Origin of the sequence: uncultured Intestinimonas sp. (assembly GCF_944387245.1) — a bacterium.
Classification (GTDB): domain Bacteria; phylum Bacillota; class Clostridia; order Oscillospirales; family Oscillospiraceae; genus Intestinimonas.
The window spans coordinates 23,263-49,832 of sequence record NZ_CALXEE010000006.1 but is presented as its reverse complement, the minus strand read 5'-3'; the positions used below and the strand labels follow the sequence as shown (position 1 = coordinate 49,832).

22 protein-coding genes are annotated in these 26,570 nt (G+C 56.8%); 3 read left to right on the top strand and 19 right to left on the bottom strand.

The window, feature by feature from the left end:
• The 16 genes from Q0K15_RS02050 to Q0K15_RS01975 form a co-directional block, all read right to left on the bottom strand.
• On the bottom strand, positions 1-428 hold a 428-nt coding region (locus Q0K15_RS02050; RefSeq protein WP_294511393.1), incomplete at its 3' end, for an S-layer homology domain-containing protein.
• A gap of 361 nt (positions 429-789) precedes the next feature.
• Positions 790-2,742 (bottom strand): S-layer homology domain-containing protein, encoded by a 1,953-nt coding sequence (locus Q0K15_RS02045; protein ID WP_294511390.1) that lies wholly within the window; start codon positions 2,740-2,742, stop codon positions 790-792.
• 740 nt (positions 2,743-3,482) lie between these two features.
• On the bottom strand, positions 3,483-5,180 hold the full coding sequence (locus Q0K15_RS02040; protein ID WP_294511387.1) for an FAD-dependent oxidoreductase: 1,698 nt from the start codon (positions 5,178-5,180) through the stop codon (positions 3,483-3,485).
• 105 nt (positions 5,181-5,285) lie between these two features.
• Positions 5,286-6,587, bottom strand: coding sequence for an acetyl-CoA hydrolase/transferase C-terminal domain-containing protein (locus tag Q0K15_RS02035; protein WP_294511384.1), 1,302 nt, complete (start codon positions 6,585-6,587; stop codon positions 5,286-5,288).
• Between the two features lie 53 nt (positions 6,588-6,640).
• Positions 6,641-7,405 (bottom strand): DUF169 domain-containing protein, encoded by a 765-nt coding sequence (locus tag Q0K15_RS02030; protein ID WP_294511382.1) that lies wholly within the window; start codon positions 7,403-7,405, stop codon positions 6,641-6,643.
• Between the two features lie 32 nt (positions 7,406-7,437).
• On the bottom strand, positions 7,438-8,730 hold the full coding sequence (locus Q0K15_RS02025) for an acetyl-CoA hydrolase/transferase C-terminal domain-containing protein (protein ID WP_294511379.1): 1,293 nt from the start codon (positions 8,728-8,730) through the stop codon (positions 7,438-7,440).
• A gap of 106 nt (positions 8,731-8,836) precedes the next feature.
• Positions 8,837-9,772 (bottom strand): AEC family transporter, encoded by a 936-nt coding sequence (locus Q0K15_RS02020; RefSeq protein ID WP_294511375.1) that lies wholly within the window; start codon positions 9,770-9,772, stop codon positions 8,837-8,839.
• 36 nt (positions 9,773-9,808) lie between these two features.
• The gene (locus tag Q0K15_RS02015) at positions 9,809-10,336 is read right to left on the bottom strand and encodes a C-GCAxxG-C-C family protein (RefSeq protein ID WP_294511372.1); all 528 of its coding nucleotides are present in this window, start codon (positions 10,334-10,336) and stop codon (positions 9,809-9,811) included.
• Between the two features lie 29 nt (positions 10,337-10,365).
• Positions 10,366-11,535: a UxaA family hydrolase gene (locus Q0K15_RS02010; protein WP_294511369.1), complete on the bottom strand. Its 1,170-nt coding sequence runs from the start codon at positions 11,533-11,535 to the stop codon at positions 10,366-10,368.
• A complete protein-coding gene (locus tag Q0K15_RS02005; protein ID WP_294511366.1) occupies positions 11,525-11,854 on the bottom strand; it encodes a UxaA family hydrolase in 330 nt (109 codons plus the stop codon). Before Q0K15_RS02005 ends, Q0K15_RS02010 begins: the two co-directional genes overlap by 11 nt.
• A complete protein-coding gene (gene larA, locus Q0K15_RS02000; protein WP_294511364.1) occupies positions 11,851-13,143 on the bottom strand; it encodes a nickel-dependent lactate racemase in 1,293 nt (430 codons plus the stop codon). The genes Q0K15_RS02005 and larA overlap by 4 nt, the downstream gene beginning before the upstream one ends.
• A gap of 123 nt (positions 13,144-13,266) precedes the next feature.
• On the bottom strand, positions 13,267-14,469 hold the full coding sequence (locus Q0K15_RS01995; protein ID WP_294511360.1) for a mandelate racemase/muconate lactonizing enzyme family protein: 1,203 nt from the start codon (positions 14,467-14,469) through the stop codon (positions 13,267-13,269).
• A gap of 105 nt (positions 14,470-14,574) precedes the next feature.
• Positions 14,575-15,753, bottom strand: coding sequence for a mandelate racemase/muconate lactonizing enzyme family protein (locus Q0K15_RS01990; RefSeq protein WP_294511356.1), 1,179 nt, complete (start codon positions 15,751-15,753; stop codon positions 14,575-14,577).
• Positions 15,754-15,786: 33 nt separating this feature from the next.
• The gene (locus tag Q0K15_RS01985) at positions 15,787-17,076 is read right to left on the bottom strand and encodes a TRAP transporter large permease (protein ID WP_294511353.1); all 1,290 of its coding nucleotides are present in this window, start codon (positions 17,074-17,076) and stop codon (positions 15,787-15,789) included.
• Positions 17,076-17,564, bottom strand: coding sequence for a TRAP transporter small permease (locus Q0K15_RS01980; protein ID WP_294511350.1), 489 nt, complete (start codon positions 17,562-17,564; stop codon positions 17,076-17,078). Before Q0K15_RS01980 ends, Q0K15_RS01985 begins: the two co-directional genes overlap by 1 nt.
• Positions 17,565-17,753: 189 nt before the next feature.
• Entirely contained in the window at positions 17,754-18,845 is a 1,092-nt protein-coding gene (locus tag Q0K15_RS01975) for a TRAP transporter substrate-binding protein (protein ID WP_294511347.1), read from the bottom strand.
• Between the two features lie 366 nt (positions 18,846-19,211).
• Here Q0K15_RS01975 and Q0K15_RS01970 point away from each other — a divergent pair, with 366 nt between their 5' ends.
• A complete protein-coding gene (locus tag Q0K15_RS01970) occupies positions 19,212-20,153 on the top strand; it encodes a LysR family transcriptional regulator (RefSeq protein ID WP_294511344.1) in 942 nt (313 codons plus the stop codon).
• A gap of 379 nt (positions 20,154-20,532) precedes the next feature.
• Here the strand turns inward: Q0K15_RS01970 and Q0K15_RS01965 are convergent, their stop codons facing one another.
• The 3 genes from Q0K15_RS01965 to Q0K15_RS01955 all read right to left on the bottom strand — a co-directional run bounded on the left by Q0K15_RS01965 (position 20,533) and on the right by Q0K15_RS01955 (position 23,639).
• Positions 20,533-20,817, bottom strand: a complete 285-nt coding sequence (locus Q0K15_RS01965) for a NifU family protein (protein WP_294511341.1) — start codon at positions 20,815-20,817, stop codon at positions 20,533-20,535.
• 64 nt (positions 20,818-20,881) lie between these two features.
• Positions 20,882-22,345, bottom strand: a complete 1,464-nt coding sequence (locus Q0K15_RS01960; RefSeq protein WP_294511338.1) for a 4-hydroxyphenylacetate 3-hydroxylase family protein — start codon at positions 22,343-22,345, stop codon at positions 20,882-20,884.
• Between the two features lie 61 nt (positions 22,346-22,406).
• Positions 22,407-23,639, bottom strand: a complete 1,233-nt coding sequence (locus Q0K15_RS01955; protein ID WP_294511335.1) for a DUF401 family protein — start codon at positions 23,637-23,639, stop codon at positions 22,407-22,409.
• Positions 23,640-24,534: 895 nt separating this feature from the next.
• Between Q0K15_RS01955 and Q0K15_RS01950 the strand changes: the two genes are divergently transcribed.
• Both Q0K15_RS01950 and Q0K15_RS01945 read left to right on the top strand, forming a co-directional pair.
• Positions 24,535-26,001, top strand: coding sequence for an anthranilate synthase component I family protein (locus tag Q0K15_RS01950; RefSeq protein WP_294511332.1), 1,467 nt, complete (start codon positions 24,535-24,537; stop codon positions 25,999-26,001).
• Positions 25,998-26,567 carry an aminodeoxychorismate/anthranilate synthase component II gene (locus Q0K15_RS01945; protein WP_294511329.1) on the top strand — a complete coding sequence of 190 codons (570 nt, stop codon included), beginning with the start codon at positions 25,998-26,000 and terminating at the stop codon, positions 26,565-26,567. Before Q0K15_RS01950 ends, Q0K15_RS01945 begins: the two co-directional genes overlap by 4 nt.
• Positions 26,568-26,570 lie beyond the last annotated feature (3 nt).

The window sequence follows — 26,570 nt, the reverse complement described above, 5'->3', positions numbered from 1 at the left end:
GCGTTTTGGTCGGTGACGTCGGAGAAGGAGGAGGCGGAAGTCTTAGGCGCCGGGGACCCGGCAGCCCGCCACAGGAAGGTGACCGCCTCAGCCCGGGTAACGGTGGACTTGGGGGAGAAGGCGCCGTTGCCGGTGCCCTGGGTGACCCCCTCCTCCACGGCCCACTTCACCGCGTCGGAAAAGTAGTCGGTGACCGCCACGTCGCTGAATCCGGACACCTGACCGCCCGCCAGGCTGACGGCGTCGATGTTGGTGATGGTAATGGTGATGGGATTACCGTCGTAACGGTCCATGAGCACTTTCTGATTCAGGGTCTCAGGGGTGGGGCTAGGGTCTGGGACGGAGCCGGCCGCCCAGGCGGGAACGGCTCCCGCCAACAGGACCGCAGCCAGTAAAAGAGGCAGCAGCCGCCGAACCAGTTTTTTCATCGTGCAATCATCCTCTTTCTTTTTTATTTGACAATATTTTACTAAATAAAAATGGCCATCACAAGTGATTTTGATAGGGAAAAAACCGGGCACAGAAAAGAACATGGTGACCGGCAGGGGACTGCCTGGTCTTGTGTTTCTCTCATGTGCCCGGTGATCCGGCGGAAAATTCTTGTTCGATGCTGAGCCATTTTGGTGCACGCCTTTGGCCTGCTCAGCATACTTGCGGCGATTTGATTGGCCCTCATGGTAACAGAGCAATCATTTTATATCGCTATCCGGTTTAAACAACAGTTGGGATTGCGATTGGATGTTCTTTTCTGTGCCGCCGATGGCGAGGGCCGTTTCACGTGGCTCCGGCTCAGCCGTAGAGCCGGTAAAGGAAGGTGAGGATTTCACCCCGGGTACAGGGCCGGTCGGGGGAGAAGGTATTGCTGCCGGTGCCAGAGGCGATGCCGGCCGACACCGCCCAGGCGGCGGCGTCGGCAAACCAGCCGTTGGGGTCCACGTCGGTAAAGCCCACGCTGCCCGTCACGGCGGGACTGCCCGCGGCCCGGTAGAGGAAGGTCACCGCCTGGGCCCGGGTCACCGTGTCGTCGGGGCTGAAGGTGCTGCCGTTGCCGGTGCCGGCGGTCACCCCGCTCTCCAAGGCCCACTCCGCAGCCAAGCGGTCCTCCTTATCCGGGTCGGTGCCGGTGACCTGACGGAAGGGGTCCACGTCGGTGAAGGAGGAGAAGGTAAGGTTGCCGGGCGATGGCTTGGCGTTGAGCTCCCACAGATAGCGCACCAGCTCCATCCGAGTCGTGATGTGATCCAGGGTGGGGGAGCCCAGGTAGTCCGAGTGCTCCAGCCCCAGGGCGGTGGCCCACACCACCGGCTCATAGAGGTAGTCGCTCCGATCTACGTCGGTGAAGGTCCAGGGCCCGCCGTCGGGGGTGTCCCGTACCATCACGTTGCAGATGATACTGGACTTTCCGTCGTCGGAGGCAATGTTCAGGGTGGCAAAGCCCTTGGCATTGGCGGTGACCTTGCCGTTCTGGTCCACCGAGGCCACCCAAGGGTTGTCGCTGCTCCATACCACGCTCTGGTTAGCCAGGCTGGGCCGGACGTAGGCGGGCAGAGTCACCTGCTGTCCAGGAGCCAGGTCCAGGGCGTAGATGGGCAGCATCACGGCAGAGGAGGCGGGCTTGCTCCCCTGGGCGTAGACATCGACGCGGGTCTGCACGCTGGGAAACGCCCAGTCCACCTGTTCCGCCGCGCTCACGCCCACCATGGCATAGCCGGGGGCGAGGGCGGTGACGGTAGCCCGGTCCCCATGGGGGGTAACGGAGAGGACCGTGGGATCATAGGAGGTCCAGTTCAGTGCCCCGGTATAGGCGGGCGCGCCCTGGGGCTTGGTGACAGCCTGGAGCTCCATGCTCTCTCCCACCTGGAGGTAGCGTTCCCCTGAAGGGGCGATGATCTCCAGACCGGTGGTGGAGATGGGGGATACGGTGACCTGGATGGTGTCGCTCAGATCCCCCGCCCCCAGGGTGACGGAGGCGGTGCCTGTGCCCACGGCGTAGAGCCCTACGCCGCCCGCTTCCTCCTCCCGGAGGGCGACGACGTTCTCATTGCTGGAGCGCATCACGTCGGGCAGAATTCTGGCCTCTTCGTTGTAGAGGTAAACCACCGCGTTCTCGTTCACCGCCAGGTCCAGGTCGGACTCGGTGAGGTGGAAGTCATAAAGCCAGTCGACCAGCTCTATGTCATAGACCCTCATCTCCCGGGCAGTGGTGGGGGTGGCCTCCGAAAAGGCGGGCAGGTTGCCAAAAATCTGAATCCAGTAGGTGTTTCCATCCGCGTCCCGGACGCAGCCTATTCCCACCGACTGGTGGTATTGGCCCATCTGGTTGTCATGGTGCATCGCAGAAGTTTTGAAGTTCTTGATGGAATCCTCTCCCCAGATCATATGTCCGCCGGTATTTTCCTGGGCGTTTTCCCGGGGATTTAAGCCCATCGGGTTCTGCCCATCCTCAAAGACGGTGGTATCTGCCTCACCGTTGGGGCGGATATGGGCAGGCTGGAATAAAAAAGCCAGTTCGGCGGCCCGGCGGATGGCCGCTTCCATCAGGGTCTCATCCATCACCAGCTCCGGAACGCCCGCCTCCCGGCGCCACTCGTTGAGAAACTCCAAAGCGGCGAAGGCCTCCTGGTGGTAGACCTCCACCTCAATGCGCACGGTGGTGGTGTCGGAGGCCGCCCCGGCGCCCACGGGCAGCAGGGAGAGACACAGGCAGAGACAGACCAGTAGGGAACAGATACGTCGCTTCACAAAAAAACCTCACCTTCTGTGTAAGATTGACCAGGAATATTTTACTATTCTTGATATCTTTGGTCAAGGTAGATAAAACTGTCTCAAGGGTGTGGCAAACAATATGGCGCCATCAACCGCATCTGAGGCATCAGCCGGTTCCGGTCCGGAGCCTGCTCTTTTCACCGGCTTTTTTCCCGTCAGTTTATGGGTTTCCGCTTGCAGCGTTCCCCCAATCCTGTGGTGGCGGCTCTGATCAATTCCTTCCAGAGGATGGAGAATATTTCACTTATCATAAATATTGTTTGTCCTATTTTGGGGATCTTCATGTTGGTGAATCTTTTGGCATCTGGATCAAAACCATCTGCCGCAGCTGCGTGTATTGCTCATGTCGGTTCGGTTCAACAATCCCGGGGACCGGATTGGGCGTTATCTGCTGCATGGTGCTCTGACTGTCATCCTTTGCACCGGAATGGGTTTTACCACAGAACAAGCCGCAGGCAGAAACAGCAGACCTCCGGAGTTATACTCCCGAGGTCTGCTGTTTTTTTGGTCAGCTTTTTCAACTTCACATACCCGATGTGGGGATGGTACAGGCCTCGGTGGGACTCTCGTACCGGCTTGCCATGGCGGTGCGCACATTGGGTTTGGCGTAGAACTTATGCCAAGTCTACAGCCAGGTCACGGTTATCCTCTCCAGAGCCCTGAGACTGGCTATCCGCGCTTTTTATGAGTACGGGAATTAACCTGACTCATCTGCCTTACTTAAAATTATAGGCGGTTACAATCTTTTCTCTGCCTTCGGTTAGATCGGTAAAATACTCATATAGGCAGATACCCAGGAAGGAGCCGGAAATGTTCCACAGATTATCGTAACCGTGACCCTGTAAAGCCATGATGGCATTGTAGCTGCGCTGGCTGGAGCGGCAATGGAGGTATACAGGGCGATCTCTGGGGATCTCAGCCATACGTGCCCGCAGCTGACTGAGGGGAATATTTTTGGCATTGAGCAGATGGCCGGCTTCAAATTCATTTTCCTCTCGGACATCGATGATGCAGGCGTTATTCTCCACAAGCGACCGGACGGCGGTAACGGGGACCTGGCGGAAGACACCGTTTTGCACGTTCAGCGCTACCATGGCGGCGTAGTTGACCACATCCTTGGCTGTGCCGAACAGGGGGGCGTAACACAGCTCCAGATCCTGGAGATCCTCCAGGTCGGCGTTCATGGCGATCATAGCGGCAATCACATCTATGCGCTTGTCCACGCTTCCTTTGCCGATGGCCTGTGCACCCAGGATACGGCCGGTGGGTTTCTCAAAGAGAAGCTTGAAGTGGACAGGGCTGTTGCCGGGCATGATGCTGACCTTGTCATTGGGGATGATATAGACAAAATCATAGGGAATGCCGGCCGCCTTGGCCGTCTTTTCATTCAGACCGGTGGAGGCTGCCTTGAGGCCGAAGAGCTTGACGATGGAGGAGCCGATCACACCGCGGTTCTTGCTGCCCAGACCACAGATATCATTGGCGGCGGCCCTGGCCTGTCTCTGCGCAGGACCGGCCAACGGAAGGCGAACCGTTTTATGGGCCAGGCGATTGTATACCTCAATGGCATCGCCTACCGCATAGATGGAGGGATCGCTGGTTTTGTAATTGGTGTCTACCTGGATACCGCCGGTCTCGCCCAGTATCAGTCCGGCGTCCTTCGCCAGCGAGGTCTCAGGACGTACGCCGATGGCCATGACCACGGCACCTGCTTCCACAGCTTTGCCGGAGTTCAGGATCACCTTGTCCGGCTCGATCTGCTTCACACCGTCACCCAGGATCAGATCTACGCCGTGATCCGCCATCTCCTTGTGGAGGATCTGGGCCATATCAAGATCGAAAGGCGCCATAATCTGGTCCATGGCCTCGATCATTGTGACGGCCTTACCGCTCTCCCGCAGATTCTCAGCCACCTCTACGCCAATGAAACCGCCCCCGACCACGGCGACCTGTGCCACAGCGTTGGTGTCCACATACTGCTTCAGGGCCACGATGTCGTCCACATTCCGTACAGTGAATACATGGGGCAGATGGATTCCCTGGATACTCTCCGGACGGATGGGCGCGGCTCCGGGGGAGAGCACCAGCACATCGTAGGGCTCATCATAGCAAGACCCGGTGCTGAGGTCTTTTACCTTGACGACCTTGTGGGTTCGGTCAATCTGGGTGACCTCGCTGTTGACGCGGGCGTCAATATTATACTGCTTTTTGAACTTGACCGGGTCCATCAGGACCAGACTGCCGCTGCTTGCCACCATACCGCTGAGATAGAATGGGAGGGCGCAGTTGGAAAAAGATACGTGGTGCCCGCGCTCCAGCATGACAATCTCCGCCTGCTCATCCAGACGCCGGATCCGGGCCGCGGCCGATGCGCCGCCGGCGACGCCGCCGACAATGACTATTTTTTTGGACATAACCGTTCTCCTTACCTGTCTTTTTACTGGGGGTTGAAACTACCTGTATGCAAGGGCCAGAGGGTAATATGACCTGCTTGGCCGGTGAATCCTGCAAAGGGTAGTTTACAACGCTCTGCCGTAGATTTGCCGGTACTGCGCGCGCAGTTCGTCACGGAAATCCGGATGGGCGACAGAAATTAGGGCCTCTGCCCGCGCCCGAAGAGATTTCCCCCGCAGATGGGCCACGCCGTATTCGGTGACGATGTAATCCACATCTGTGCGGGAGGTGGTCACCGGAGTGCCGGGCTTGAGCGCCGGTACGATCTTGGAGATCGTACCGCCCTTGGCTGTGGAATAGCAGGCGATGATGGACTTGCCGCCCTGGGACATCTTGGCGCCCCGGACAAAGTCGACCTGTCCGCCGATACCGCTGATCTGCCGGGGCCCGACTGCCTCGGAGCACACCTGCCCGGTCAGATCTACCTCGACACAGGAGTTTACCGATACCATATTGCTGTGTTGAGAGATGATGCGGACATCGTTGGTATAGTCCACCGGGTATAGTTCGAAGATGGGGTTATCATTGGCAAAGTGATAGAGCTTGTCTGTGCCGTACAGGCTGGTACAGACCACCTTACCTTTATTCAGCTCCTTCCGGCTGCCGTTGATGACGCCGATCTCACACAGGTGCTGTACACCGTCGCCAATGATCTCCGAGTGGATGCCCAGGTCCTTTTTCTGATCCAGAAATCCCAGGATCGCGTCGGGAATGGCGCCGATGCCGATCTGGAGGCAGGCGCCGTCTCCAATGAGGTCGGCACAGTAGCTGCCGATCTGCCGCTCAATATCGGTGATCTGCGTGACCGGTGCGGGCGGAATGGGCCGGTCGGTCTCCACAAAGCAGTCAATGTCCGTGACGTGCATCATGGACTCGCCGAACAGACGGGGGCACTGGGCGTTGACCTCGGCGATGACGGTGCCGGCCATCTTGGAGGCGCAGACCATATAGTCAGTGCTCAGGCCTAAACTCACATAGCCGTGCTCATCCGGAGGGGAGACCTGGATCAGTGCCACATCCGGCTTCATCACCGTGCGCAGCAGGCCGGGAATCTCAGAGAAATGGCTGGGGGTGAAGTCGCCGTAGCCCTCTGCCAGAGCCTTGGCGGAATTGGAGGCCACAAACCACGGATTCATGTGGAAGTGGCCGCGGTATTGCTCCTGGGCGTAGGGGATACCGTCCGAGGTCAGCATACAGCAGATCTCTACGTTCTCATAGGCGGCAGCATTTTTGACCATCGCCTCGACAATGGGCAGAGGCGCGCCGCCCAAGTGGGAATTGATGACGCGATCTCCGCTTTTGATATGGTTCACGGCCTCTTCTGCCGTCATTTTATGGTCTTGATAATAAGACTTCCAATCGGTCATGGGTCCATCTCCTTTCAGGTTGGAATCAGCTCAGTTACTTGTGGCAAGGCATATCAGTAATTCATATAGTGGGGCGGCAGCCCCTGAATGATGTCGGTGGTCAGGCTGTAAGAGCCGATGGGATAGCGCAGGCCGCTGCGGAACATGGCCTCCAGCCCGTCCACGGCCCGGACCAGGTCCTCCGGCGTAAAGGTGACCCGCACCTCCCACTCGCCCACACCGCCGAATTTCCGGTCGGCAAAAGAGGGGATGGCAAAGCCGGGCTTACCGGTGTTGCGGGTGTGGACCCAGGAGTCGGCGCAGGTGGACTCGCCCACAAAGGTGAACTGTAGTTTTTCATATGCCTTGCGCTGCCAGGCGGCAAAGAGCATAAAGGCCTGCGCGGAGCTTGTATACAGGACACATACCTCCGGCTCGATGCGTCCGGCAGTCAGGGGGGATACCACCAGAGCAATGTATTGGTTGGGCACACATTCCAGCGCCCGGTTATGGGCCTTTGACATCTCTATGTCGTCAAACCACACCCCCTGAAACATTTCTCCGGAGTACCATTTCTCATCCAGCGGCGCCATGCCGTGGATGCCCCGGCAATAATCCGCATGGATGTTTTCAGCCTTGCACGCGACTGTCCACCCAAACTGGACCGCCTGGCTGACGATGGTACAGGGAGAGAAACGTTTCTGGTGAATCCGGAGCTTTGGAATGGCCGATAATTCTTCTTCAGAAACGATCCACTTCATTCCTACAGGCGTCTGCATGAGATGAAGGTATCGGTTGAGCTTATCCGTGATCTCTTTCCAGTCGTAGGTTCCCATCATTTGTTCTCCTTCTTCGGTGATTGGAAAGGGTTTTAGGGAAGGGGCTCGTGGAAACGGGCCTCATAGGCTTTGGCCAACTCCGGCCGGAAGTCCGGGTGGGCGATGGAAATCAAGGCCCGTGCCCGATCCCGCAGGGTATGGCCCTTCAGGTGTGCCACGCCGTATTCGGTGACCACATAGTCCACGTCGCAGCGGGAAGTGGTAACCACAGCGCCGTCATCCAGATCAGCAACGATCTTGGATGCGCCCTTGGCCTGGGAATGCATGGCGATGATGGAGCGGCCATTGACAGCGAGGGCCGTGCCGCGAATATAGTCCACCTGTCCGCCGATCCCGGAGAATTGTCTGGGACCGATGGTTTCGGCGTTGACCTGTCCCATCAGATCCACCTGAATGGCCGAGTTGATGGATACCATATTTTCATTTTTGGCGATGGTGTTGGGATGGTTGGAATAGTCCACCGGATAGAGCTCCACATCGGGGTTGTTGTCCACGAAATCGTAAAGGCGCTGCGTCCCCATCATCAGGGTGGAGACAAATTTTCCGGGGTGCAGCTTCTTCTTTGCATTGGTAATTACACCGGCTTCGACCAGGTCCACCACGCCGTCGGAAAAGGTCTCGGAGTGGATGCCCAGGTCTTTCTTATCCCGGAGGAAGCGGAGCACGGCGTCCGGGATGGCGCCGATGCCCAGCTGCAGGGTATCCCCGTCCTGGATCAGGGAGGCGCAGTTCCGGCCGATGGCCTCCTCCACCTCGGTGATTTTGGGAGGTGGGAGGACCAGAATGGGCTCGTCCCACAGGACGAAGCTGTCAATATCAGTCACATCCAGATAAGCGCCAAAGGTTCGGGGCATTTTGGCGTTGACCTGGGCAATGACGTATTTTGCGTGCTTGGCGGCGGCGTAGGTGTAGTCCACGGATACGCCCAGGCTGCACCGCCCGTTTTCATCGGGGGGTGTGACGGAAATCAAGGCCACATCCACCGGCAGAGTGGTTTCAAAGAGCTTGGGTACCTCAAAAAGAAAACAGGGAGTAAAGTCGGCCCGTCCGGCTGCCACGGCTTCCCGGCTGGTCCCACCCAGAAACAGGGAGTTGTGTCGGAAGTGCCCGGCGTATTCAGGTTTACAATATTCGCACTTGCCCATGGCCACCATGTGGACGATCTCCACATCCCGGTAATCTTCGGCGTGCTGGACCATGGTGGAAACCAGGTGGCAGGGCTCGCCTACGGCGTGTCCGACCACCACCCGGTTTCCGGATTTGATATGAGCAACAGCCTCGTCGGCGGTCATTTGATGGGATTGATAATATTCCTTCCAACTCATTGGCATCGCTTCCTTTCCGTTGTGACTAGGCCGGACCCACCGGTAGAAAATACGGTTCCCGGCGGGCGTCGGATGTGACGCCGGGAACCGGGATCTTCCGGACCCGCTAGGCCCAAAAAAGGCACAGATAGCTCCAGACCGGTAGTGTGAGCATGGAGCACAGGGTCGTGACCAAAACCAGTTCTCCGGCGTAGGCCGCGTTTTTCCCATATTTGTCGGCCAGCAGAGCCACAGTGGTACCAATGGGCATGGCGGCCAGCAGCACGGCAGTCCCCACCAGTATCTGGTCCAGACCGCACAGACGAAATATGGCAAAGGTGACGGCCGGGATCAGAACCAGCCTGGCCAGCGTGAATTTGGCGGTGAGCTTGTCCATGTGGATTTGCTTTGCATTGGCCTGTATCACCATACCGATGGTCATCATGCAAAGCGGTGTAGAGCAGCCGGCCATGGAGGAGAGCACGGAAGTCACCAGCACAGGTGGCTGCCACTCCGCGAGCATGATGACGATCCCTACAATGGTGGCCAGAATAGATGGCTGCGTCAGGATACGTCTGAGCCGTCTGCCAAGGCCTTCGCCATCCTGGGAGAGAAAATATCCCACCGCGACTCCGAAGGTGTTGATCCTCAGCGGGATGACAAAGATGGATGCGCAGATCAGTCCGGCGTTTCCAAAAACGCTCTCTACCATTGGTACTCCCAAAAAGGCGGAATTGGAGACCACCGTGCCGTAGCGCAGGACACTCTGCTTGTCTGGGGGGGCTTTCCGATACAAGGCATGGTTGCACAGGAGGGTTGCCCCCTGCGCCAGGGTGCCCAGGAGAAAGATAAACAGCATCGCGCCGCCTGTGAAAAGCCCAATGTTATTGATGAAGCTGTTGAGTACGTAGCAGGGGTAAACCAGGTCGATGACGAGCGAGGAAATATTTTTTCTTCCCTGATCGCCAATGATACCGAAGTGTGCGGCTGCAAAGCCCAGAGCAATGATGGCCATCATCGTACAGATGATCGTCAACAGTCTTAAAATGGCTCCGATTTTCATCACCCCCAGATACCGTGCCCCGCCTTGTGGGGTATTTTACTTGTTGCCGGCCAGGTTCTCCTGGTAGGGAAGGGCTTCCGACTCCTCCTGGGACATCTGGAGGTAGCGGCAGGCCAGAGCGGCTGTGCCGCCGATCATTTTAAGACAGCCCACCTTCCGCTCCTTGCTGCTGAACTCGGCGTACTTGCTGCAGATGTCCTTGCACAAGGGGCTGCCATAGGCTTCGGTAAAATCGTGGATCAGATTGTTGTAGCGGCGGTAATAGCGGGCGGCAATTTCGCTCCCTCTGATATCTTCGGGGACGGAGTAGGGATCTTTCCGACCGTACTTGGCGCCGTTGGCAATGACAGAGGCGGCCAAAGCGCCGCAGATACAGCCGGATAGGCCCACGCCGCCACCGAAGCCCAGACACATAGCCACCGTCTCCGGTGATACGTCCAGGGCCCCGGCCCGCACCAGAGCGTTGTATACGCTCTCCGCGCAGTTGAGTCCATGCTTAAAGTTCTCAATGGCATACTGGCTGGCCAGTTCACACATCTCGTTTTTCTCGGCTTCGGTACACATAATAGGTTCCTCCTTTGATTGATTCATGATTAAATGACTGGGCCCATGGTATAGATATCGATGGAACTGTGATAGCCCAGGGTTTCATTTTTGGTCTGCTTACCGGAGAGCAGGGCGAGTACCGCCTGGAAGGCCTCTTCGCCCACTTCCGCGATGCTTTTTTCGCCGGTGATGATCCGGCCTGCGTTAAGGTCCATATCATGCTTCATGCGCTCGTAGGTGTTGGGGTTGCCGCACACCTTCAGCACCGGCATGGTGGGGAAGCCCTGCGGAGCGCCCCGGCCGGTGGAGAACATCATGAACTGGGCACCGGAAGCGGCCATGCCGGTCAGGATTTCGGGTTCCCGGCCCGGGGTGTCCTTGATCCACAGGCCCTTCCGGCCCGCGATGCGTTCCGGATAATCCAGGACGCCTTGGATGGGACGGCTGCCGCTTTTGACAATGGCGCCCAGGCTTTTTTCCTCGATGGAGGACAGCCCGCCCTCGATGTTGCCCGGGGTGGGCTGGCCCCGCCGCATATCGCAGCCAAGGCTCCTGGCACGGCGTTCCATATTGTCCACGATCTCGTAGATCCTCCGCGCCACATCCTGATTTACCGCCCGCCGGGCCAGGAGATGCTCACCGCCGAGAAATTCCGTCGTTTCTCCGAATATCACCGCGGCGCCCAGGTCCACCAGCTTGTCCGCCACATAGCCGATCACGCAGTTGGAAGCCATACCGGAGGTGGTGTCCGACGCTCCACACTTAATGGACATGGTGACGTTTTCGATGCCCACGGGCGTACGCTGCAGGCCGGAGATCTCCATGACCAGCTCCTGAGCCGCGTCGATACCGGCCTTGATGGCGGCGCTGACGCCGCCCAGCTCCTGAATGCGGATCACACGGACGGGCTTGCCGGTTTTTCGGATGGATTCCACCAGGCGCTCCGTATCAGTGCCCTCACAGCCCAGACTGACCACCAGGGCTGCGCCCACATTGGGGCTGCAGCCCAATGAGATCAGTGTCTCCGTAACCCGGTCCAGATCAGGAGGCAGCTGACAGCAGCCCTGATGGTGGAAATAACCCACCGTGCCAGCCACCTGCCTGGTCACAGCGGAGGCCACGTCTCCGGCGCAAGTCACGCTGGGAATCACCGCCACATGATTGCGGCAGCCTACCTGTCCGTCGGGCCGGACATATCCCATAAACTCATAGCTCATGCGTTCTCTCCCCCTCTTCCGGAAGGTCTCCGCGGCCGCGCATACTGTCCAGATTGTGGACGTGGACATACTCGCCCTTCTGGATATCGCGGGTGGCCACGCCGATCTCCTCACCGTACTTGATGATCTGAGCGCCCTTGGGGATGTCGCAGGTGGCGATTTTGTGGCCGTAGGGCACGTTCCCTAGTACCTGCACGGTCTCCGTGTGTCCATTCTTGTCCTTGATAACGACCTCATCGCCGCTGCGGATGCCGTTGGCAAAAATGGTGGCTACATTGTCCTTGTCATTGACGTGGAGCGCCAGCTTCTGCTCGCTCATTCCTGTTCTCCTCCCTCCTGAACGGCCAGCACAGCTACGCCGTCCGGAATCACAACCACTCTGGCATCACGGCCCTTTTTCTCAAAAGCCAGTGCCAAGGCCTCGTCCACACTGGAAGCAGGGATCATATTGGCCTTACGCACCATTTCGTGATCCAGATAGGTGGTTACCAAAATAATCTCATGTTTGCGCAGGATGCGGGCATAGATCTGGGGACACCACTGCTCGGGAATGGTTTCCTGAGAGGGGATTTTGGAAAGATATGCCTCAATCTCCTCCGGCGTTCCCATGGTGATGAGCTTTTCAAAATGGGTTCCGCCCATGCCATCGGCACAGCCGCAGCACATGATGATAACAGCGCCCTCTTTGCAGCAAGCCTCTGCTGTGGCCACCGCCTTGGGAGACTGATAGAGGTTCTGATCCAGTGGATAGCCTCCGTTGGAAGTGATGACGATATCGCCCTTCACCGCCGGACACTGGGAGAATTTGCGGATAAACTCCACGCCAGTTTCGTGGGCCTGCTCCATATCGCCTGCAAAGGCCGCGATGATCTGCTTCTCCTCCCCCAGCGCCACGTTCAGGATAAATTGCAGGTTCACCCGGCGTGCCGCAGCCACCATATCCTCGTGGATGGGGTTGCCCTCCAGCACGCCAGTCTTGGCATAGGGGCTGGAAACGGCGCGGAAGGAGTGGTTTTCATTGACGGTCTGCTCGGCACAGATACCGGGAAGGATGCTTTTGCGGCCGCCGGAAAAACCGGCAAAGAAGTGAGGCTCAATAAAGCCCTCAGCCACCAAAAGGTCACATTCCACGGACAGCCGGTTGACATAGAAACCGGCGCCGGAGGGCAGCTCACCCATGGAGACAAAGTCCTCGGGCCGGAAGGCATTGTTGACCACGATGTGCTCATGGTCTACGATCTGATCGCCAAACATCTTGCGCTGCTCGGCCTCGGTGGTGGCCCGGTGAAGGCCGGTGGCGATGAGGATGGTGATCTCCGCCTTGGGGTTTCCGGAGCGGATCTCCCGCAGGAGGATAGGAAGTGTGATTTTGCTGGGCACGGCCCGGGTATGATCGCTGGTGACAATGACAATACGCTGCTTATCCGCCGCCAGGTCCCGGAGTCGGGGCGTTCCGATGGGATTGGCCAGAGCCTCCTCAACCAGCTGCTCCTCGCTCTTGCCCGGATCAAACTCGTGGATGTGGGCGGTCAGCACAGCCTCCAGGGCGGACTCCTCCACATGGAGAGGCATGGTCCCGGTATGATATGGTATTGCGATCTCCCTCATAAAAATTACCCCCTTACGAAAAGGTGACGGCTGCTGCTTGATAAAAACAGCAAATCGGCCTCCTTGTTCGGCGGCCGATTTGCTGTTCATCCTATGGATGGGATCTGTTAAGCAGCCGACGGATCACTGAGCGGCAGGGACGTAATCGGTAACCTCAGTGTGCATAAGAGCAGTCTCAATAGCAAAGTCAGACAGCTCCTGGCCCAGGCCGGGACGGTCGGGAACGATGTACTTGCCGTTGACGGGCTGCATCTCGTATTTGCCCAGCTTGTTGATACACTCCTGGGTGGTGCGGAAGTGGTGCTCATGGATGCCGAAGTTGGGAATGGCGGCCTCCAGCTGAAGGGAGGCGGCATTGGTGATGACGGCGCCGGCCACATGGACCTGGACACGGGCGTCAAACACGTGGGCCATATCGGCGATTTTCTTCAGCTCAGTGATGCCGCCGCAGTTGCAGGCGTCGGGCTGGATGAGCTGGATGGAATTATCCTTAAAGAAGTTGTAATAGCCCCAGCGGGAGTAGATGCGCTCACCGGCAGCCAAGGGGGTACGGATGCGCTGGTGCAGCTCCTTCATCATCTCGGGGTTGAGCATGGACACGGGCTCCTCATAGGCCATCATGTTGTACTTGTCGCACAGCTCGCCGATACGGATGGCGGAGTTGAGGTCGGTCTGGCAGTGGTTCTCCACGATAATGTCGATGTCGGGGAACTCCTCCCGGATGGCGGCCATGCGGCCCTCCACACGGCGATACAGCTTGCGATCCGGGAAGCCTTCCTTGGAGAGGTGGGGGACCTTCTTGGCATCCTCGTCATAAGTAGTAAAATCGATCTTAACGGCATCGTAGCCCTCGCTGACAGCATGGCGCACGATGTCCACATATTCCTTGTCGCTGCCCCAGGGACCGATCTTGGTGGTCCAGCCGAACTGAAGCTGGGAGGCGTAGCAGCGCAGCTCGTCACGGCACTTGCCGCCCAGCAGCTGGTAGATGGGCACGCCCAGAGCCTTGCCCTTGATGTCCATGAGGGCGATGTCCAGAGCAGACATGCCGGCAAAGACGACCACGCCGCCGCCCTGGCCCCAGAAGGTGCCTTTCAGGATTTCCTCCCAGATGGCCTCGGTATTCATGGGGTCCTTGCCAATGATGTGGTGGGCCATATCGATGACCATGCCATAAGCCGCAGTATACCCGGTGCCGTAAGCAATACCTGCTTCGCCGTCGCCATAGATGCCCTCGTCTGTATGCACACGGCAGCAGATGGGGTACCGGGCGCCGCGCTGCTCGCCGGCGTCCAAAACGTAGACATCTACTTTTGTAATTTTCATACCAGATTCCTCCTTCAATATTTTGCGAGTCAGGGCCGGAGGACTTTTCCTTTCAAAGTGACTCCGGTCCTGATCCGCATATGAGGCTGTGGGATGGGGGGAGTGTCAGCTGATGGTGACCATGTCGCAGTTCCGGAAAGCCGTCTCGCTCAGCTCATTGCCCAGGCCGGGCAGCTCAGGAACGGCAAACTTGCCGTTGACGGGCTGATAATCATGGATGCAAAGCTCTTTGTTATAGGGACTCAGGGCGTAGGTATGGTGCTCATGAATGACGAAATTGGGGATCGCGCACTCCAGATGGAGGGCGGCGGCGGTGGACAGCGGGCTGCCGCAGGCATGGACCTGCACACCCACGTCGAAGGTGTAGGCCATGTCACAGATCTTCTTGATCTCGGTGATGCCGCCGCAGGTGCCCACGTCGGGCTGGATGACCTGGATGGCGTTCTCTTTGAAGTACTCAATGTACTGCCAGCGGGTGTAGATTCGCTCGCCGTTGGCCACGGGGAGGCCGGTCTCGGAATGAACGAACTTGGAGAGCTGAGGGGTGGGAGTGGAAGGCTCCTCAAAGTAGAAGATACCGTACTTTTTCACCAGATTGCCCAGCTGCGCGGCGGACTGAGAGTCGGTAAAGGAGTGGTTTTCGATGATGATGTCCACGTTGGGACCGATGGCTTCCCGCACGGCGCGAACACGGGCTTCGTACATGTTCAGATATTCAGGGCTCAGAAGGCCGATACGGTCGGTGTCGGTAAAGTTCCCCTCATCCGGCTTGAAGGTGAAGAAGTCGATTTTGATGGCGTCGTAGCCTTCGGCAACGGCCTTCTTGGCTTCCCTGGCGTAGTCCTCGGGGGTGCGCTGGGGAATGATGTCAGGACCCCAACCAAACTGCAGCTGCGAAGCATATGTGCGCAGGTGCTCACGGCGCTTGCCGCCCAGCAGTTTGTAGATGGGCACGTTGAAGTACTTGCCCTTGATGTCCCACAGGGCAATGTCGATGGCGGAAATACCGGCGAAGATGACCGGTCCGCCGTTCTGACCCCAGAAGGTGCTGCGGTAGAGCTTGTCCCAAATGATCTCATGGTCCAGGGGGTCCATGCCGATGATCAGCTTGGCAAAATTCTGCACAATGCCGAAGGCGGCTACCTGGGCTTCGCCGTAGGCCAGCGCGGCCTCACCGTCGCCGTAGATCCCTTCGTCGGTATAGATCCGGCAGACAATCGGACGCCAGTGGCCGTTTTTCAGATTGGTCTTGAGGTGGAGAACGTCGACTTTTGTAATTTTCATCGGATATCTCTCCTTACAGAGCGAAGATATTTGTTAACCAAATGTCAAAGACCAGTCTCCCAAGATACCCAAGGAGATGGCCGGGACAAACGCCACAACGAAGAATGCGATGATCAGTCCGATGAGGAACGGCATAAATGCCTTTACGATCCTGTCGATGCTCAGACCGGTCATGGAGGAGCCCACAAACAGGTTGAGGGCCACAGGCGGGGTGACGAAGGCGATGGCCAGAGCCAGGGTCATAATGATACCGAAGTGGATGGGGTCCACGCCCACCTGCTGCACCACGGCCAGCAGAGTGGGGGCCAGGATGACGATGGCGGGGGTGGTCTGGACGAACATACCCACGATGAACATGATAATGAAGATCATCAAGAGAACCACATAGGTGTTGCTGGAGATGCCGAACATGAAGTCGCTGATGATCTGGGTGATATTCAGGTAGGCGAAGATCTGGCCGGTGGCCTTGGAGGGAGCCATAACGAACATGGTGCCGGCGATGAAAGCGGCGTTGTCGCGGAAGATTCTCCACAGGGGCTCCAGGCGAAGCTCACGGTGGATGAACAGGCCGACGATGATGCCGTACACGGAGGCGATAACGGCCGCCTCAGTGGCAGTGAACACGCCGGAGTAAATGCCGCCCAGAATGATGACGGGCATGACCAGGGCCCACTTGGCTTCCCAGAAGCTGACAGCCACATTCTTCAGATCGAATTTGGTGTCGCCTTTGATGCCCCAGCGCTTGCACATGACATAGTTGATGATCATCAGGATGCCGCCCACGACCAGAGCGGGACCGAGGCCGGCGATGAACAGCTCGCCCACGGACACGTTACAGGTCACACCATAGAGGACCATGGGATAGCTGGGGGGAACAATGACGCCCAGACCGCCGGCACAGCAGGTCAGGCCGGTGGCGTAGTACTTGTTGTAGCCGTTGGACACCATCATGGGGATCATGATGGAGCCGATGGCGGCCACAGTGGCGGGGGCGGAGCCGGACACGGCGCCGAAGAACATACAGGCGATTACGGTCACCATGCCCAGAGAGCCGGTGATGCCGCCCACCAGGGAGTTTGCGAACTTGACCAGACGCTTGGACAGGCCGCCGGTCTCCATGATGGTGCCGCAGATCATAAAGAAGGGCAGTGCTAGGTTCGTAAAGTTTGCTACGCCGCCATACAGCGTCTGAGCAACAAAGTTAGCGGTGGTAACGGGGTTTAACCCAATGAGAACAAAAAGAGCGATGTAGATCGCCACGGCGATGGGAACACCCAGGAACATCAGGGCAAACATCACCAGGAACATAATACCGGTTGCCATTATACCGACTCTCCTTTCGCCTTGGCGGCCTTCTTTTCCTCCCAGGCCCGCTCACAAGCATCCAGATCCATGGAGGGCTTGGAAGCGCCCAGGTCCTTCTTTTCCTCTTTCAGTAGCTTCAGAGTGTCCTGGACCAGGCGGATGACGCTGATGATAAGGCCGATAGGAATCACGATATATACCAGCTGCTGAGGGATACCCAGCATGGTGGTCTTACTGCTGCCCAGCAGTTGAATGACGTTCACCATGATCACACTGATATAAATATTGAAGGCGGCAAAGATCACATTGGAGGCAATCAACATGACCTTCTTGACCTGGAAGGGAACAGCCTCCAGAAGGACGTCGATTTTCAGGTGTTTACGGTGGGTAACAGCGGCAGATATAGCCAGGTAGATCATCCACACGAACATGATGGTGGCGAATTCCTCCATCCAAGTCCAGGAATGGCCCAGCACAAATCGGCTGAACACCTGCAGAGTAAGCATCACAGTCAGAACAATAAAACAGAGTGTGGCGAGATACAGTTCAAAGTTGTTTAAGAATGTTTTTAGGTCAAATTTTCCGTTTTTCACCAATAACCCTCCCTAAAAAAGCGTGCAAAAAGCCCGCCCGCAACGGGCGGGCTTTTTGCCATGTGTTGGGTTGTGTAATAGGGGGAAACCTAGGAAACAAATTTAGGATTCGGCTTCAGGTGTATAATTCTCCACAAAGTCGATCATGGCGTTGAACGCCTCGGAACCCATCTGCTCCTCCACCATGGGCCAAACGCTCTTGGTGGCCTCCTGGAAGGCCAGAAGCTCGTCCTCAGTCAGACGAATGATCTCAGTTCCGGCATCATCTTCCACAGTCTGAATGAAGCCTTCTGCAAGGGCGGCGGTCTGCTCGCGGCCCTTGTTCTGAGCCTCGATCATGACCTCCTGGATGAGCGTCTTATCCTCATCGGACAGCTTGTTCCACAGCACAGGGCTCACAGCGGGGATGGTGGCGGTAAAGTTGTGGTGGGTAATGACCATGTAATCCTGAAGCTCATACACCTTGGAGGAAACGATGTTGGAGGGGGGGTTCTCCTGAGCGTCCACCAGGCCCTGCTGAAGGGCGGTATACAGCTCGGAATAAGCCACGGGGGTCACAGAGCAGCCGAGGGCTTCCCAGGTAGCGGTCTGAATGGGGTCGGGCATGACACGGATCTTCACGCCCTTCAGGTCGGCAGGGCTGTGGACCGGCACGTTGCAGGTCAGCTCACGGAAGCCAATATCGAACCAGGCCAGGGGCAGGCACTGGGTGTCCTCATAGGCCTTCTGCTGCCAGCTCTGGCCGATCTCGGAGTCCAGCAGAGCATAAACAGTGTCGTAATCAAAATAGAGGTAGGGCATATTCAGACCGGCGAAAGCGGAGGTGTAGTCACCCCAGGAGCCGCAATTGAGGATGCCGATGTCAAAGGCGCCGTTCTGGAGGCCGCCGATATACTCCTGAGTGGAAGAGGCGATCTGACCATCAGGGAACACCTGAGCGGTGATGCGGCCGCCGCTGCGGGCCTCGATCTCCTTGATGAAGTAGTTTACGGAAATACCCAGAGAGGTGGTGCCATCGCCGTCGAACTCTACAGTGGGGGAGGAGGAAGCGATGCGGAGATGGATTTTTTCTTCAGCAGTGCCTCCGTCAGGATTGGTGCTGGAGCCCTCGGTGCCACCGCCGCAAGCTGCCAGGGAGAGGACCAACGATACAGAAAGGATTCCGGTCATAACGCGCCAAAACTTCTTCTTCACTTTTTTGCTCTCCTTTTCCTTTCAAAATGTGCACAGGTACAGTCACAAATTGGACATGTGGCGTCAAGTTGACAGCAAAAAAATTCTTTGTTAAACTAACAAACATAGAATTTCAGCTGCATGTGATCGCTTGCTTTGCCACGTTGGGTTTTGGACTATCTCACTGTGATGTCAGTATAGCGTATCTCGTGGCTGGCGTCCAACTCCTTTTCATGCTGCAATCATAACTTACGACAATAAATGATAATTTCAACCCTTGTTTTTGGATAGTTTGCTCACTTGTTTTCCGCGGGAACGATTGGCCATTTCATAGTTATACACATATTTTGTCAATTATTGAGTTCCTAAGAGGGAAGGTTTTATTTTATGAACTACCAGACATTGATTTATTTTAAGATTGTGGCGGAGCAGTGCCATTTTACAAGGGCTGCCAATCTCCTATATATCACACAACCTGCCCTGTCAAAAGCCATTCGTAATTTGGAGCATGAGCTGGGCGCCCCTCTTTTTGAGAAGGATGGTAGGAACGTCTCCCTTACATCCTACGGCAAAATGTTCTATGAATACGTAAAGCGATCGGTGGACGAGGTGGAAAAAGGAATCGCTGCGGTGCGTCATATGGTGGACGTGGAGAATGACACCGTCTGCATCAGCGCACTTTTTTCCATGTACGCCATTTTCCTGCCGGAAGAGATTATACGCTTCCGGCGCATCGAGCCCACTTGTAAGTTTTCCCTGCAATATCACTACACGACTTCCGTTCTGCAGGACGTGCTCCATGAACGGGCGGAGCTGGGATTGTGCAGCAATTTTGAACCCATAAATGAATATGTGCCCCTGAAGAAATACACCCTCTACGAGGAACCTGTGGGACTGATCGTTGCCAAGAACCACCCATTTGCAAAACGGGAAAAGGTATCCATTCCAGAGCTGAAAAATGAACGCTTTATCGTCTATATCCGCAGCAGACGCGGCACGAACGGACTGCTTTATGATTTGTGTGCGCCCTACGGTTTTGAGCCCAACATCGTTATGGAAGCCTATAATGATTATGGCGTGATCGGTATGGTAGCTGCCGGAGGGGGGATTGCAATTATTCCGACCTCTGGATTTTTGAACATCAACAGTGTCGTCCCGGTTGAGCTGGACATTAATAAGCCGTTTGTACGCGATATCAACGTGGTATGGAGAGGAGATAAGAAACTTCCTCCCATGACACGGTGTTTTTTAGATATGTTGATTGAGGATTCCAAAAATGGAACTCTGATCACCAAGCAAAATGAGAATATCAATCGAGAGATCATATAAATATAAGAGATGCCAACCCTTGCGATGCAAGGGCTGAGCACAAAAAACGTGTCTGGCCCTGGAGGGTCAGACACGTTTTTTGCGCTAAAGGGAATGCGGCCGAACAACCGCTGTAATTTTTTGCAGCTGTTCTATTGCCATGGCGAGATCCTGATGGCATGTGACACAGATGACCCGCTCTTGCGGCACGGGGAGAAATTCCCAGCTGACGCATTGGCTCAGGCAGCCACACACCAACAATACAGCGGCATATGCCTCTCCCGGCTGCACGGGGAGGAAACGGATCTCGGGAAGTGCTGTCTCCAGCTGTTTCACAAAAGAGACCCGGTCGTACCGTGGGTTGCACCCGCCGCAGTAGCGAACCCCAATGCTGAGCGGACTAGACATGGTGATTTCGGAGGATGTTTCTGGCCTGTTCCAGCAGGTCAGGACTCACTTCGCGTACCAAAACCGCTTTTTTGACCTGAGGCAGCCGCTGTGTGAGCTCTGTATGGATCAGCTCCTCTGTGGTCAGGTCGGCGGCCGGACAACCTGCGCACTGCCCCCTGAGCCGAAAACGAAGCAGGCCGTCGGCCGTAAACTCCAGGACCTCTATATCACCGCCGTGAGAATGGAGAAGCGGTCTCACATATTCATCTAGTACCCGTTCGATTTCCTGATCCATAAAAACGCCCTTCCTTTCATGACGGCAGTGGACGAGATATTGCGCCCCGAGATGGGTTCACGGCTCAGAGAGAGGAATCCTCTTTGATACGGGCAATGGCCTTGGCGAGGGCTTTTTTGTGTTCCAGATTGCCCTGACGTGCGATCATGATCCGCTGAGCCTGGGGAGAGCCTGCGCCATGGAGCGACTCTGTCCGATAGCCTACAGCGGCTGTTCCCAGCGCCAGATTTTCAATGAGGCGCAGAATGCGGAGACGGTTTTCGGTGGAAACGCCGGAGACGCCCTTGAGGTATTTATCGATGACAGGGCCGAGCTTGGCATCCCGGAAATCGGCCTCAGAGGGGGCGGTGACCATCAAACCGCCGGCAATATCCTCTGCAAGACGAACGATCTCATAGGGGAACCGGGTCACATTCTGCTTGCAGACATTGGCAAGCAGCAAATCGATGATATAATTCCCGCTTGCCGTCTGATGGCCCTCGGCGGAACAGGCGATGCCGCAGCAATACAGAGTCTCGTTCAGATGGGTCATTTCAATCAGCTTATCCTTGATGTGAGATGCCTTGGAGGCCCCGTTATACTCTGCGGCCACGGCGGCGGCGCCAATAAGCACATCCCCTACGCCTACCTTACACCCGCCATAGCTCTGCCTGTGATACCCGGCAAAGCGTTCCACCAGCATGCCTGCGAATTCCGTCTCTCCGTTGAGGAAAATGCGCTCATTGGGCACAAATACATGGTCGAATACGGTGAGAGCCTCCACGCCGCCAAACTCGGCGTTGCCTACGTCCATCTCACTGCCCTCCCGCTTACGGGTATCGCAGCTCTGACGACCGACGATCATATAAAGGCCTTCACTGTCCAGCGGTACGGCAAAGGAGATCGCGTAATCTTTATCTTCGGGCCCCATGGCGATGGTGGGCATGACGATGACCTCGTGGCTATTGATGATGCCGGTCTGGTGGGCCTTCGCACCGCAGACCACCACACCGTCAGGACGGCGCTCCACCACATGCAGGAAAAGATCGGGGTCGGCCTGCTCATGAGGCGTTTTGGACCGGTCACCCTTGGTGTCTGTCATGGCGCCGTCTACGGTCAGGTCTTTTTCCTGGCAGTAGAGCATGAATTTTTTGAAATTCTCATGGTAGTGGGTGCCGCACTTCTGGTCGATCTCATAAGTGGTGGAGTATACCGCGTTGAACGCATCCATGCCCACACAGCGCTGGAAACAGGCGGCTGTCTTCTGGCCCAGCAGACGCTGCATTTTTACCTTTTTGCGCAGATCATCCGTGGAGCGATGAATGTGGGTAAAGCGATTGATCCGCTCACCGGTCTCTGGAGAGATGGCCGTCATCAGATCTTGATACTCCGGCATCTGCGCCAGATCATAGGTCATGCGAACGGAGTTGAGCGCGGGACGAAGGATGGGATCATCCACGGGATTTTCCACTTTCTTACCAAACATGTAGATCTGCATGGGAATCTTGCGAATGCTCTCGATGTACTGTTCGCCGGTCATAAGCGCCATATGGGATCTTCCTTTCTACAAATATTTGTTTTTTCAAAGGGCGGTTCAAATGCTCAGAATCTTAGACCAATGTTATGGAGTAGACGGCATAGAGCACAACTGCAAATACAGGCCATAAAAGCATGACGGGAATGTATGCCCGGTAGCGTTCACCAGGCGTACATCCTGTTTCCTTGTCGCTCAGCAGCTGGCAAAGGTGGATGGGAGAGAAGTAATAGCCAATGAAACACCAGATGAAAGCATAGAACAGGTGCACCATCATATCCATCTCGCTGCCATAGAAGGCTTGGCAGATAATTGGCACCAGAACGCCAAGAGGGAGATACATCAAACCGGTTGCCAGACCAAAAATCGTTCCAATTACCGCAACGGTAATGAGAAACATCAAATTGGACTGATTGCTGGCCAGCCGTTCAAACAGGAGCAGCAGTGCATCCAGTTCTCCCACTATGTTTTGAAAAAAATAGACTCCGATGATCAAGAGCGCCAGATTGACATTAAAGCTTTTGACGACCTGCTGGCCGAAGTCGTGTTTTCCGCCAAGGAAGAAAACGGAGAGGATTGCGACAGCAATCGAAACCGTATATGGGATGCCAAACAATCCATTGGGCAGGACCGCCAGATAGACCGGGATAAAGGTCAGATTGAATTCCCCAAACGCCTGGAGCCAGGTTGTCCCATCCAATGGATTGGTTTCTATGGCTTTGGCGTTTCGCATAAGGATAAAATATCCCGACACCTGCATCAAGACGACAAATCCAAGATTCAAAAGTCCCAGCAGGACAATGTTCACATCAGGGGCAACACTGTGAACCACAATCATGTTGGTGGAAAACGGGGCGATGACCGGTAGGATGTGCCGGCCAACCACATTGATGTTGGCTCTCATCTCGCGGGCAAGTCCCATTTCCTTGCCTATCTGGTTTACCAGCGGAGCGGATAAAGCGGCTCCGCCCGGAGCCTGAAGTACGCCGACCAATGCGGGAAAAAATAACATCAAAACCTTTGGATAAGGCAGCAGCCTGCGCATGGCCAGCTCCATCCGGTTGAGCAGGCCATAATGTGACATAAGGACGCTGAGCATGCCGATCTCAATCACGATCAGGACAGAGGCGAGTGTGTCCGGAATCAAGAACACGTTGAAGAAAGCTGTCCTGATCTGTCCTAGGTCAAGTCCGCTGAAGATTCCAACAAACATTCCCAAAATAATGAGCGTAGGCCCAATGGGAATTTTAAGCCTGAGTAAAATGGGAATAAAGGCGATGGCTATGAGAACGGATATCAACTGCTCCATAAGATACACCATACTTTCCGTGCCTGTGCAGTAAAGTTGCTGTCTTTTACGGCGAGAAGCCTCGAAATTCTGGTCAGGCTTTACAAATTTGAACTAATTATAGCAGGGCAAAACTTTTTGTGTCAAATCCAGGCAAGGCGGAAGGGTATGGGTGGAAAAAGGCTGAAACGCTTGAAAATCAATGGTTTTTTTATCTTGCTCATAGATGCGGAACAAAAAGATATGGATGTGTGAGGCAGGAATACGCAAAGAAATTCCTCTTGTTTTGGCTGTGCTTTGGACCGACACATGAAAAGAGAAACTTCACTTGTCTGGAAGATCGTGGAGATCCGAGTGCTGTTGTGGTAGCAGTGGGGCAAGCCGGGCTTCTGCATCAGTCGTTTCCGGTCCGGAGCCTGGATTCGGCCGGCGAATGTCAGGGCCCCCAGATGCTCGTCCATGTTTTGCGGGTCAATAACTGGATGGAGCGCTGGGGGGTAGAGATGAGCGCTCCACACGCCCCGGTGATTTTTCTCCTTGACAACGGGAGGGCGGGGTGGTATAGTAGGACAAAATTTAATCACTTAAACCGTTGAAGCGGAGATAACGGCAACGATGCCTTTACAGAGAGCCTGTGATGCTGAGAGTCAGGCAAGAAACACGTTGTCAAATGGACCGCTGAGGGCGCGGCGAAATGTGGGGCTCCACAGAGTATTCCGCGACGTTGCAGGCAGACGTCATTTGCCGGGGATATGTTGGTATCCTGCTAAGTGCACGGGTCATACCGTGAATCAAGGTGGCACCGCGGATAACGTGTTTATTCGTCCTTGACAGATTGTATCTTTCTGTCAGGGACGATTTTTTTACTCCTCTGGCAGAAAGGCCGGGGGAGTATTTTTATTTGGAGGTGCACACCATGCAGATTCGCCCCACACTGGACCAGGTCAGGGAGATGGCCTCCGGCGGCGCGTACCGCGTGCTGCCGGTGAGCTGCGAGCTCCTGTCCGATTTCACCACGCCCATCGAGGTCCTGCGGACCCTGAAGCGCGTATCCACCCACTGTTACCTGCTGGAGTCGGCGGCCGGCCATGAGGGCTGGGGACGCTATACTTTTCTGGGCTTCGACCCCAAGCTGGAGATCACCTGCCTGAACGGGGAGATGAAGGCGGGGAGCCTCCGCTTCCCCACAGGGGACCCCTCCCGCTGCCTGCGTCAGATCCTGGCCGACTACAAAAGCCCCCGGTTCGACTACCTCCCGCCCTTCACCGGCGGTCTGGTGGGGTACTTCTCCTACGACTACCTGGGGTACAGCGAGCCGTCCGTCCGCTCGGAGGTGGAGGACACCGAGGCCTTCCGGGACCTGGACCTGATGCTCTTCGACAAGGTCATCGCCTTTGACCACCTGCGGCAGAAGATCGTTCTCATGGTCAACATGTCCCTGGAGGACCCGGAGACGGGCTACCACAAGGCGGTGCTGGAGCTGGGGCAGCTGGCGGAGCTGCTGCGGAAGGGGGAGAAGAGGCGGGAGCCCGCCGGACGGCTGCTGGGGGAGGTGACGCCCCTCTTTGACAAGGAGCAGTTCTGCCGCATGGTGGAGCGGGCCAAGGGCCACATCCGGGAGGGGGACATCTTCCAGATCGTCCTCTCCAACCGCCTGTCCGCCCCCTTCGAGGGCAGCCTCCTGGACACCTACCGGGTGCTGCGCACCCTCAATCCCTCCCCCTACATGTTCTACTTCTCCGGCACCGACGTGGAGGTGGCTGGGGCGTCGCCCGAGACCCTGGTGAAGCTGGAGGACGGGGTGCTCCACACCTTCCCCCTGGCGGGCACCCGTCCCAGGGGAAAGACCCCGGAGGAGGACGGGGCCCTGGAGGCGGAGCTGCTCTCCGACGAGAAGGAGCTGGCCGAGCACAACATGCTGGTGGATCTGGGGCGCAACGACCTGGGCAAGGTCAGCCGTTTCGGCACCGTCCAGGTGGAGAAGTTCCACACTGTGGAGCGGTTCTCCCACGTCATGCACATCGGCTCCACGGTGCGGGGGGAGCTGCGGGCGGACAGGGACGCTTTGGACGCCATCGAAGCGGTGCTGCCCGCCGGGACCCTCTCCGGCGCGCCCAAGCTCCGGGCCTGCCAGCTCATTGCAGAGCTGGAGAACAACAAGCGGGGCATCTATGGCGGCGCCATCGGCTACATCGACTTTACCGGAAATATGGACACCTGCATCGCCATCCGTATCGCCTACCAGAAGAACGGCAGGGTGTTCGTCCGCAGCGGGGCGGGCATCGTGGCCGACTCGGAGCCGGAGAAGGAGTACCAGGAGTGCATCAACAAGGCCCAGGCGGTGGTCAGCGCCCTGAAGCTGGCCGGGGAGGTAGACCTATGATCCTGCTCATTGACAACTACGACAGCTTTTCCTACAACCTGTTCCAGCTGGTGGGGGAGATGGACCCGGACATCCGGGTCATCCGCAACGATCAGTGTACGGTGGAGGAGATCCGGGCCATAGGCCCCGACCACATCATCCTCTCTCCGGGGCCGGGCAGGCCGGAGGACGCGGGGGTCACCATGGAGGCGGTCACCGCCCTGGGGCGGGACATCCCCATCCTGGGGGTCTGCCTGGGGCACCAGGCCATCTGCGCCGCCTTCGGCGCGACGATAACCTACGCAAATGAGCTCATGCACGGCAAGCAGTCGGAGGTCCGGTTCGACCGGGACTGCCCCCTCTTCCGGGGCTGCCCGGAGACCGCCCCTGTGGCCCGCTACCACTCCCTGGCCGCCGAAGCGGACACCATCCCGGCGTGCCTGAAGGTGACCGGGCGCACCGCCGACGGCGAGGTGATGGCGGTGCAGCACACCGTCCATCCCATTTACGGCGTGCAGTTTCACCCGGAGTCCATTCTGACGCCCGACGGGAAAACCATGCTGCGAAACTTCATAAAGGGGATGTAAGCC